The sequence below is a fragment of the Fibrisoma montanum genome, assembly GCF_003583365.1.
GTDB classification, from domain to species: Bacteria; Bacteroidota; Bacteroidia; order Cytophagales; family Spirosomataceae; genus Fibrisoma; species Fibrisoma montanum.
Genome location: NZ_QXED01000011.1, coordinates 159,153 through 169,390, shown reverse-complemented (window position 1 = coordinate 169,390; position 10,238 = coordinate 159,153). Strand labels below are relative to the sequence as shown.

General features: G+C 50.2%; 9 protein-coding genes. 8 read left to right on the top strand and 1 reads right to left on the bottom strand.

What is annotated here, in order from left to right:
• Positions 1–417: 417 nt before the first annotated feature.
• The 8 genes from DYU11_RS33880 to DYU11_RS28640 all read left to right on the top strand — a co-directional run bounded on the left by DYU11_RS33880 (position 418) and on the right by DYU11_RS28640 (position 9,036).
• Entirely contained in the window at positions 418–1,308 is an 891-nt protein-coding gene (locus DYU11_RS33880; RefSeq protein ID WP_119671178.1) for a cold shock domain-containing protein, read from the top strand.
• Between the two features lie 230 nt (positions 1,309–1,538).
• The gene (locus DYU11_RS33080; RefSeq protein ID WP_147368063.1) at positions 1,539–1,835 is read left to right on the top strand and encodes a hypothetical protein; all 297 of its coding nucleotides are present in this window, start codon (positions 1,539–1,541) and stop codon (positions 1,833–1,835) included.
• A gap of 360 nt (positions 1,836–2,195) precedes the next feature.
• Positions 2,196–3,275: a PIN domain-containing protein gene (locus DYU11_RS28665; protein WP_119671177.1), complete on the top strand. Its 1,080-nt coding sequence runs from the start codon at positions 2,196–2,198 to the stop codon at positions 3,273–3,275.
• A gap of 526 nt (positions 3,276–3,801) precedes the next feature.
• Positions 3,802–4,959 carry a 3-dehydroquinate synthase gene (locus tag DYU11_RS28660; RefSeq protein WP_119671176.1) on the top strand — a complete coding sequence of 386 codons (1,158 nt, stop codon included), beginning with the start codon at positions 3,802–3,804 and terminating at the stop codon, positions 4,957–4,959.
• A 114-nt stretch (positions 4,960–5,073) separates the two neighbouring features.
• Positions 5,074–6,324 (top strand): metabolite traffic protein EboE, encoded by a 1,251-nt coding sequence (gene eboE, locus DYU11_RS28655; RefSeq protein ID WP_119671175.1) that lies wholly within the window; start codon positions 5,074–5,076, stop codon positions 6,322–6,324.
• Positions 6,325–6,382: 58 nt separating this feature from the next.
• The gene (locus tag DYU11_RS28650) at positions 6,383–7,768 is read left to right on the top strand and encodes an alkaline phosphatase family protein (RefSeq protein WP_119671174.1); all 1,386 of its coding nucleotides are present in this window, start codon (positions 6,383–6,385) and stop codon (positions 7,766–7,768) included.
• A 58-nt stretch (positions 7,769–7,826) separates the two neighbouring features.
• Positions 7,827–8,411, top strand: coding sequence for a hypothetical protein (locus DYU11_RS28645; RefSeq protein WP_119671173.1), 585 nt, complete (start codon positions 7,827–7,829; stop codon positions 8,409–8,411).
• 91 nt (positions 8,412–8,502) lie between these two features.
• Positions 8,503–9,036, top strand: coding sequence for a hypothetical protein (locus DYU11_RS28640; protein ID WP_119671172.1), 534 nt, complete (start codon positions 8,503–8,505; stop codon positions 9,034–9,036).
• Positions 9,037–9,122: 86 nt separating this feature from the next.
• Here the strand turns inward: DYU11_RS28640 and DYU11_RS28635 are convergent, their stop codons facing one another.
• The gene (locus tag DYU11_RS28635; RefSeq protein ID WP_229366098.1) at positions 9,123–10,235 is read right to left on the bottom strand and encodes a DUF2911 domain-containing protein; all 1,113 of its coding nucleotides are present in this window, start codon (positions 10,233–10,235) and stop codon (positions 9,123–9,125) included.
• Positions 10,236–10,238 lie beyond the last annotated feature (3 nt).

Below are 10,238 nucleotides of genomic sequence, written 5' to 3'. Positions count from 1 at the left end.
GGATCGTCAAAGATTATGAGTATACTTTATCTTCTTCGGTGGCGTGGCTGTATTTAGCCAATATTCAGATGATGGTTCAGCGAGTCAAACCCTTTAACCAAGCATAATTCCCCAACACCTTCTAAATAATCTTATTCCGTTCCGCATAGGTAGCTGTCGGGTGAAAGGTTACATGTCTCGAAGGCGAGCATTCAGCCCAACAATGGCAGGTGTGTAAAGGTGTAAACAGTAACCGTTCAGGCAAGTACCTCGCTAGCCATCAACCCCTGCGGGTGTTGGTCGACAAACGGCATATCGCAGTGGGCAAGTCGTGGGCTCCCATTTCCATATGTTGTGCGACAGTTTAAGCGCCCCTGTTGTATATGTTTGGGTTTGCTATGGTGCGCTCCGGCGACAGGATACAAAATCATTAAATTAATGGCAATCGCAAAGTGGGGATTTGGCATGGCTCCCATTTCTAAAGTAATGGGAGCAAGGTATGAGAGTGCAGTCACTCACGTACTTAACATCATTGATGACGTCGTTTCTTTTGAAGAAGTAAACATCGATTACATTTCAGAGCTGAAAGGGATGTTCAATAGAGGTCTCAAGCAAGACCAATGGGATTGGTTTACGGTTCATTGCAAATTGGGTTCGCCTGCCAACGGAAATACAATTAAATTGGTGAATAATTTGATTGAGTTCAGGCAAAGTATAAAAGACAAAAACTGGGAACGAGCTTCTGAAATAAAAGCAAGTTTGATTGGCCACAGGATCAAATTATATTTACTAAATTATCTTGGATGTAATAGCGGTTTACAAACGGAGGTAGACGGAGGCTTTATTTATATACTATCAACAAAAGAACTCCCAAACATACTGAAAATCGGTATGACAACCCGAAATGTTCAGCAAAGAGTAAAAGAGATTAACTCAGCTACGGGCGTATTACACCCGTACTCAGCGAGGAAGATTTTCAAGGTTAAAAACGCAAGAATTGCTGAAAGTGTAGCCTTCAATTCTTTGAAAGAATTTAGAATTAGAGAAGACAGAGAATTTTTCAATCTTGAATTTTCTAAGGCAGTAAATATACTCGTAAACACTTTTTTGTTTAATAATTTAATAAGCCGTCAAAAAGGCATTATTAAGTGGTTTAACATCGAAAAAGGCTTTGGCTTTATAACCTGTGACAATGGTTCTGACGTATATTTTAACAAGGAAGCAATAATTTATGGAGATCAACTTAGTGCTGGAGAACTTGTCGAATTTGATATTAGGGATTCAGTGAAAGGTCCCAAAGCTGCAAATATTTATGTCACCTCAACATGATCTTACTTGCGCTCCGCGTGGGATAAATGCCGGACGACCAGCAGCAGGTCGCAAAGTCGAGCTAGGCAGCCAAATAGTTCGGGGTGTAAAGGTTGGTAGTCGTGTTCTAGTCTACAGTCATTTGTGGAGCCATCAAAAAACTTTATTGAAAAAGAAAATGAAGACTATCGGCATGTTTGCTGTTAATCCAGTCATTTTCGATCAAGAATATTTTCTTAAATCAAAACACTATGCCTTATAATCCAAAGGATGTTGTTTATCCACAAAACCGTATCAAAAGAGTAGTTCGAGTTCTTCACGACGGAACACAAATCGCACCAGACAGTTTTTCTATTGCCGAGTTGGAGCTTCAGAATGGAGAAATAGTTTTCGGGTTGCGCCACAATTATAACTACTGGAATGAAGGCAATCCCGACATCGGTTATCCTACTGTAAGACCAGGAAATCCAACGTGGTTTATTTTGCCTGATGTGAACGCCTTGCTACAGGTAATGAATATAGTATTTCTTTCTCCGTCAGTTGTGTAATATACATAGCCTGTCATAGTGAAGACTTGCATGCTGCCAACATGAGCTTTGCTGCAAGTGTGGTTTGTCGGTCGACATGAGGCAGGTCGCAGCGGTAAGCCAAGCAGCCTAACAAAGAAAGGGTGTAAAGATCGCAGGTCCGTGCGTTCAGTTGAGTAGTTTGCTTATCCATTAGCCCTTTCGGGCGTTGAGTGCGCCAGCAAGCCGTAAACCGTGTATGCTGTCGTCGGTTGACACAAGACATATCTTGGGGGGACAATGAACTTTTAGGCGTTTATTTCCAGCTTCTGTTGACAACGCAAACTTTCCATCGAGTAAGTCGAAGTTTTAATCAAATAAACTACGGTTAATGAATAACTAATGAAAGTAACTCTTGATACAAACATTTTGGTGCAAGATTTTTGGATGGATGGCCCACACTCAAGAGTTTTTCTCAACGAGTTGAATATTATCCCTGCTACTTTACACATTTCACAGGTTGTTATTGATGAAACTGTTAATAAATATCGAGAATTCTTATCAGAGAAGGTAGAAGAATTAGAAAAAATTAATTTAGATGTGTTTAGAATGTTAAAAAGAGAACCTTCCATACCATCTATTAATATTGAAGAAGCTACCCGCGAATATGAAAATTTCCTTATAGAAAAATTAAAAAGTGTCAAAGTACAAATTCTACCTTATCCTAAAGTTGAACACAAAGATGTAGTTAAGCGAATTCTAGAAAGAAAACGACCTTTTAAAAAAGGTGACTCAGGCTACAGAGATTATTTGATATGGGAAACAATTAAACAACTTGAGCTTTGGGGGACTGAGCAAATTGTATTTATAACTAACAATATTAAAGATTTTGGAGAAGCTGGCTACTTATCCGAAGAATTTACTGACAAAAGAACACGTAATAAAAATTTTAAGATTGTAGTCACAGTTACAAAGTTTAACGATGAGTTTATTCTTCCAAGATTAAGAAAAATGGAAGAATTAAAACTTCAATTAAATAAAGGTCAAGCTCAAAACTTTAATTTTAAGCAATGGCTCGACAAGGAATTTTTAGAATTATTAAAAGATGCAGAGCTTGAAGAAGTTTTGGTAGGCTTTCCTTACGGAGTGGGTAGCGTAAGAGTATCTGAAATCTTAATGTTTGATGATTATACTATCAATGATGTAAGTGAAATGGAATCGGGTGAAAAATTTGTTCACTTTTCAATCAAATGTCAAGTAGATGCCTCAGTTGATATTGATTGGTCTGACTACATCAATCATAAAGAAGTAAGAGATTATTATGGAGATAGTGAGGAGGAGTTTAGCTCTTCTTGGGGAAGGACATCAGAAAGACTTTTGGTTAATGGGTTCCTAATTCTCGATAGAACAAACCAAGAAGTTAATAGCGTCGAGATTACCTTGATAGATGGCCCTCACGGTAGTATCGAAATGGGAATCTAAATAAAAAAAGGGTGTTTGTCAGCGTTTCCGCCGACAGGCAGCCCGCCCCGGAGGACGGTTTTCAGCCCAACCGAACGGGTGTGTAAAGGTGCAGGTACGCGTGTGTAGTCGCGTTTCGCGCCCGCCATCAACCCTCTGGGTCGTTGGGTGGCCCGTCTAAGCAGTTCTTCAAATTGGATTTGCTAAGGTGTTGAAATAACTACTTCCAAACCATTTTGCTATCAACCGATTGAGTAAGTTTTTATAGCGTATCAGGTCGGTCACGGCTCAAATCCAGCATGGCTGAGTCTTGAGACAAACCGTGTTCAATCATTGGCCACAATCCTCCCCCTCAAAAACCGTCAATTCACGATTTCGCAATAAAAGTTCTGAAGCCCCGATCGGTCTCAACACATGCTCATCGTTCAATAATTATCGATTGCAGGCGACGTTTCATCGGTAAATCCTGACTAATCGGGGACTTTTACCATAAACCCGGTGTTTATAGGGTAATTTTGAGTTTTAGACGGACTGACACCCCTTACTGATGGATCATCTGCAACAATCGTTCGCGGTACGATTTACATACAACGTTTTCTTTACTGAGCATCTTTTTGCCCCTGCTAATTCGTTACTAACCGACTTTCTGCAGTCTCGTCGCCAGGAGGGCACGACTCAGAAAATCCTGTTTGTGCTCGATTCGGGCGTTGTGGCGCATCATCCTGAGTTGCCGACGCAGATTACGTCGTATTTCGCCAGTGTCCGGACCGCTTCGCTGGTTCCCGACCTGCTCATACTGCCCGGTGGCGAAGCGGCTAAGAACGATCCGGATCTGGTTGAACAGATCGTCGATGCGGTCGACCGCTACGGTATCGACCGGCACTCCTACATCGCGGCCGTTGGTGGCGGCTCCGTGCTGGATCTGGTGGGCTACGCAGCGGCTATCTCGCACCGCGGCATCCGGCATATTCGCATCCCGACGACGGTCCTGTCGCAGAACGATTCGGGGGTTGGCGTCAAGAACGGAGTCAACTACCGCGGCAAGAAGAACTTCCTCGGTACGTTTGCGCCCCCGGTGGCAGTGTTCAACGACCTTACGTTCCTGACCTCGCTCGATGACCGCGACTGGCGGGCGGGCATATCCGAAGCCATCAAAGTAGCCCTGATTAAAGACAAGCCTTTCTTTGACTGGATTGAAGCGAACGCGGCAGCCCTCGCTCACCGCGACATGGTAGCCATGCAGTATCTGGTTCACCGCTGCGCCGAGATGCACCTTCAGCACATTGCCGGGGGCGATCCGTTCGAGATGGGCTCCTCGCGGCCGCTGGACTTCGGGCACTGGAGCGCCCACAAACTGGAGCAGTTGACCAACTTCGACCTGCGCCACGGCGAAGCCGTAGCCATCGGTATTGCCCTGGATAGTTTGTACTCACACGATCTCGGCTGGCTCACCGAAACGGAGGTTAACCGCATCCTGACAACCCTGCACACGCTGGGCTTCTCGCTGTACCATCCCATGCTCGACGCCGATAACAGCGTGGGCATCCTGAAGGGACTGGCTGAATTTCGCGAACACCTCGGCGGCCGGCTGACGATCATGCTGCTGGAAACCATCGGCAAAGGCGTTGAAGTCAACGAAATGGATGCCGACCGGATTCGGCGGGCCATCAACACCCTCCGCGAGCAGGAGTTAATAAATTTGTAATACATTTTTCAAACGCAGAGGGGCAGAGGAAACGCAGAGGCCACAGAGGAGAATTACATTAAATAGCTCTGCTTACTCTGCGTTTTCTCTGCCTCTCTGCGTTTAAGAAACCACATGAAGACACCCCTCGGGCACCTCGGCTATTGCACCAACATCCACGCGGGCGAGTCGTGGGCGGATCACTTTGCGGCCCTGCAGCAGGCCGTGCCGGAACTCAAACAACGCCTGTCGCCCGACGCTCCCTTTGGGTTGGGTCTGCGCCTGTCAAATCAGGCCAGCGAAGACCTGGAGCAACCCGAAAATCTGGTGGCGTTTCAGCACTGGCTCGCCGATAATGGCCTGTACGTGTTCACCATGAATGGCTTTCCGTTCGGGGGCTTTCACCGCACGGTTGTGAAAGACCAGGTGCATACGCCCGACTGGACCACCGAAGCGCGGGTGGAGTACACCAAACGCCTGTTTCGGCTGCTGTCAATCCTGCTGCCGGTCGATGAGCTGGGGAATGCCATTCAGGGCGGTATCTCGACCTCACCCCTCTCCTATCGGCACTGGTTTGAGTGGAACCAGCCGGCCGCCCGGGATTACATCTATTCGCAGACGACGCAGAACGTACTGGAAGTGGTCAGCGACCTGATTCGGCTACGTCGGCAGACCGACCGGCTGATGCACCTCGACCTGGAACCCGAACCCGACGGCATCATCGAAACCGCCGACGAGTTTGTGACCTGGTTTACCGACTACCTGATTCCAATGGGTCTGGAACAGCTGACCACCGAGTTCGGCATGACCGACGAGGAAGCCGAAACGGCCATCTGCGAACACGTCCGGTTGTGCTACGATGTCTGCCACTTTGCGGTGGGATACGAACGGCCGGCCAACGTACTGGATAAACTCAAAGCCTACAACCTCCGGGTAGGCAAGATTCAGATCAGCGCGGCCCTGAAAGCCGAGTTCCCGCAGGACGCCGACGGTCGCGCCAGTGTGCGGCAGGCGTTTGAGCGGTTCAACGAGCCAACGTACCTGCACCAGGTCGTGGCCCGTACCCAGTCGGGCGGGTTGCTGCGGTTTCCGGATTTGCCCGAAGCCCTCGCGGCCCTTGACGACAGCCATGCTGAATGGCGGGCGCATTTCCACGTACCGATTTTTGTGGCCGACTACGGCGTACTGCAATCGACGCAGGACGACATTGCCGAGGTTTTACGGCTACAGGCTGAACGGTCATTCACCAATCAATTAGAAGTAGAAACCTATACCTGGGAAGTTTTACCGGAAGGACTGAAACGCGATCTGGTCGACTCAATCGATCGCGAAGTAAGCTGGGTTAAAGATTTTAACGCAGAGATACAGAGAACTACGCAGAGTTAGAAGAGATTCTCCGCGCGTTCCGCGAAACACTCTGCGTCTCTGCGTTTAACAACATACTATGAAAAAGACCGTAGTACTCGACGTAGTGGGCTTATCGTACTCGCTGATTGGCGAGCACACCCCCTTTCTGAACCAGTGGATGGCCGACAAACACCGCGCCACCATCGACCCTATGCTGCCGGCCGTTACAACCTCGGTACAGTCGACGTACGTAACGGGAAAGTGGCCGAGCGAGCACGGCATCGTCGGCAACGGCTGGTACGACCGTACCGATGCGGAAGTGAAATTCTGGAAGCAGTCGAATAAGCTCGTGCAGGCCGAGAAAATCTGGGAGCGGGCCAAAGCGATTGATCCCTCGTTTACGGTATCGAAGATGTTCTGGTGGTACAATATGTACTCCACCGCCGACTATTCGGCAACGCCCCGGCCGCAGTATCTCTCCGACGGCCGCAAAATGCCCGACTGCTACACCTACCCCGGCGACCTCCGCGACCGGCTCCAGGCGCAACTCGGTACGTTCCCGCTGTTCCAGTTCTGGGGTCCGGCCACAACCATCAAATCCAGCCGGTGGATCGCCGACGCGTCGATGCTGGTCGACCAATGGCACAACCCGACGCTGACCCTGATCTACCTGCCGCACCTCGACTACTGCTTACAGAAGTTCGGGCAGGATCTGACTAAAAATGCGAAAGACCTGCGGGAAATCGACGACGTTTGCCGCGACCTGATTCAGTTTTACGAAAAGCAGGGAGCCAACGTGATTGTCTTGTCTGAATATGGCATCACGAACGTCAGCCGACCGATTCACATCAACCGCATCCTGCGCGAAGCCGGTCTAATCCGTTACCGGCTGGAACAGGGCCTGGAGATGTTCGACGCCGGGGCATCGCCTGCCTTTGCCAGCGCCGATCATCAGATCGCCCACGTATACCTCAACGACCCGGCAGTAGCCGGCAAAGTGCGGTCGATTCTGGAGAAAACGCCCGGCATTGAACTTGTGCTGGATAAAGCCCAGCAGAAGGCGCATCATATTGACCACGAGCGTTCCGGCGATTTTGTGATCATGGCCGACGCAGATAGCTGGTTCACCTATTACTATTGGCTCGACGACGCCAAAGCACCCGATTTTGCCCGTATAGTAGATATTCACCGCAAACCGGGCTACGATCCGGTTGAAATGTTCATGGACCAGACCAACCCGCTTATCAAACTGAAAGCGGGGTACAAACTGGCCCGGAAAAAGCTCGGATTCCGGTACCTGATGAACGTAATTTCGCTGGATGCCACGTTAATCAAAGGCTCACACGGCCGGATCGGCACGGCGAAGGAACACCATCCGGTATTTATCAGCAAAGGCGATGTGGGCGAGTCCCTGTCTGCAACCGCCGTGTACGATCGAATCTGGGAAACCCTGACGGCGGGCATCAGCCAGCTAACTATGTGAGAAAATTCAGATAAGTTTGTATATTTAGTACAAACAACACCCAACCCCCCTTACAGCCATGAAGAACGCTACTTATCTGCTTGGCTTACTCTTTCTTGTTTCGGCCTGCGCGCCGAAACCCTATCCACTCGGTACGTCGTCGCCCAACGACGATGCGGTAGCGTATCAGGATGGATCCGAATACTACGTTCCTCAACAGCGGGACTTCACCGCCCGGAAACGGCTGTATCCGGATCCAATCGGTGGGTTGGGCCGTTCAGAAAACCCCAACATCCGCGTAACGGACATCCGCCACATCAACGACTACACGGTCGTGTTCATGAGCTTTGAAAACGACCGCGACTCCAGAAATTCGCTGAGCCTGGGCACTACGGCGGCCATTTCGTTTAATAAGCAGGCCAGGCTCGTCGTTCCCAACAGCGACCGGACGTATGCGCTGCTGAAGGCCGAAGGCATTCCGATGTCGCCCCAGACCCGTGACGTGTACGCCGGCGACCGGGCAAACTTCGCCCTGTATTTCGAACGGCTGGATCCGGAGGTTAAGGTGTTCAGCCTGATTGAATGCCAGAGCGATGCGTCAAATTCCTGTTTCAATGTCTTCGACATGAACGTAGCAAAACCGGGCACTCCTGCCGATAACTGATCACAAACCCGTCTTTTTTCTGCCGGTCGGATATAGTTGTCTACCTACTACATCGTTAGTAGGGTATTGTCCTCTTTGTTTTAGTTCAGTTATGAGTGTAACCGCGTTCTGTGTACCCTATTGCCGTTTTTACTTCTCCATTCTTTTCTTAGTCACCTTTCTGCTAACCGGTCCATCCGGTCAGGCGCAAACACCGATGCCGACGCGCCTGACTCACCGGGTACTGTCCGGATATGCCGTCAGTACGGATGCCCCCGTCAACAAGGGAAAGCCGACGCTGTTTGTGTTTGAGCAGACCGATACGTTCAAAGCCGTGTTTCAGCCCGCGTCGGGTCAGCGGCAGAGCGCCCCGAATTTCAACCGGGAAATGGTAGTTGGTGTCGTGCTGCCGCCCTCCGCAAAATCGCCGAAACTAACGGTCAGTCGCGTGTTTGTGATGGACTCCGTGCTGACGTTCCGGTACATTAAACAAACCGATACCAGCAAAACGGCATCGGCGCAGCCCACAACCGCCACCCCGATGCTGTTGGTAGCGATTCCGAAACAAACCGTCCTGAGTGCCCGCCTGATCGAGAATGGGCGACTGGTGCAGACGATCAAGCGCCGGGAGGGAGACGATAAATAACGATAAATACGAAGGGCAGGCAACTGTATTGCCTGCCCTTCGTATTTATCGTTCAACTCCCAATCCATCGACCTTTCGGCACCCGATTAATTTACGTCTTTGCCCTGCGCCAGTTGTTGCAGCAGCCGTTCGACGTTGGCTTTGTTGTTGGCATCAGGCGCCAGGGCCAGGGCTTTCTTCCCCCAGTCGGCCGCGGCCTTGTAATCGCCAACCGCTGAGTAGGCCCGCATCAGGCCCATGTTCGACAGAAATACGTTGGGGCTTTTCTTGGCCAGCGTCTGAAACACGTCCAGGGCTTCCTTTGCTTTCTTCTGCCGGATCAGCTGGCGACCGTACTGATAGTATTCCTGCTCATTAGCCATCGGCAGCGCTTCTTTCATCAGCGCATCGGCGTCGGCCTGCTTACCGGTCATGGCCAGCAGCCGGGCTTTGGTGCTGAGCGTCCCGAAGGTTTTCTGGCCCACAAACTGACCGTTGACCGCGTAATCGGCCCAGCGCAGGGCTTCGTCGAGGTTTACGTTCCGATCAGCGCAGTACGCAGCCGCCTGCTGGTAAGCCTCCGCCCGGAAGCCCTTTTCACTGCGCAGTTCATTACGTAATGAAGCCAGCTGGGTTTGCACGACGTCGACCGTTACGGTAAACGGAATTTTCCACGTCTCCCACAACAGCGCAACTACCGCCGACGAATCCGTTTCGTCCATAAACTCATACTTCAGCCGATCCACCATCGACTGGCTTTTAACCGGCTTCACCATCACGCGCAGGGCATCGTCTTTCGGGTCGTAGAAGTAACTGCCCCACGAGGTGTGAGTTTTGGAGAAAATAACCGTCACTTCGTTTTCCTCCACGGCCATCATCAGACCGTAGGTACCGGCTGCCAGCGGCTTGCCCTCCACCTTTACGTCCGTACTGAACGAGATGGTGGTGTTTTCGTTGGCACCGGCCCGCCAGGGCGCCTGTTTGCTGGTGCCAAACCCGAGGTCCTTGTAGCCAAAGTGAACCAGTTGCCCCCAGATTTTACCCTCACGGCCTTTCACCGCCGGGCGATCGTACCGGATCGTTACGTCCGTAAGACCAATGTATTCCGTCACCGACGCTTTTTTGTTGCCACCGTCGGCCGGAAAGGTAAGTTGTGCAGAAGCCGGCAATTGACTAATCGTCAATAGCATGCCGACCAGAAATGGTACAGGCTTTTTCATAGT

Bases quoted from the DNA above. Each gene is read 5' to 3' on its own strand.
- DYU11_RS33880 (WP_119671178.1), top strand. From the start codon at position 418: ATGGCAATCGCAAAGTGGGGATTTGGCATGGCTCCCATTTCTAAAGTA.
- DYU11_RS33080 (WP_147368063.1), top strand. From the start codon at position 1,539: ATGCCTTATAATCCAAAGGATGTTGTTTATCCACAAAACCGTATCAAA.
- DYU11_RS28665 (WP_119671177.1), top strand. From the start codon at position 2,196: ATGAAAGTAACTCTTGATACAAACATTTTGGTGCAAGATTTTTGGATG.
- DYU11_RS28660 (WP_119671176.1), top strand. From the start codon at position 3,802: ATGGATCATCTGCAACAATCGTTCGCGGTACGATTTACATACAACGTT.
- eboE (WP_119671175.1), top strand. From the start codon at position 5,074: ATGAAGACACCCCTCGGGCACCTCGGCTATTGCACCAACATCCACGCG.
- DYU11_RS28650 (WP_119671174.1), top strand. From the start codon at position 6,383: ATGAAAAAGACCGTAGTACTCGACGTAGTGGGCTTATCGTACTCGCTG.
- DYU11_RS28645 (WP_119671173.1), top strand. From the start codon at position 7,827: ATGAAGAACGCTACTTATCTGCTTGGCTTACTCTTTCTTGTTTCGGCC.
- DYU11_RS28640 (WP_119671172.1), top strand. From the start codon at position 8,503: ATGAGTGTAACCGCGTTCTGTGTACCCTATTGCCGTTTTTACTTCTCC.
- DYU11_RS28635 (WP_229366098.1), bottom strand. From the start codon at position 10,235: ATGAAAAAGCCTGTACCATTTCTGGTCGGCATGCTATTGACGATTAGT.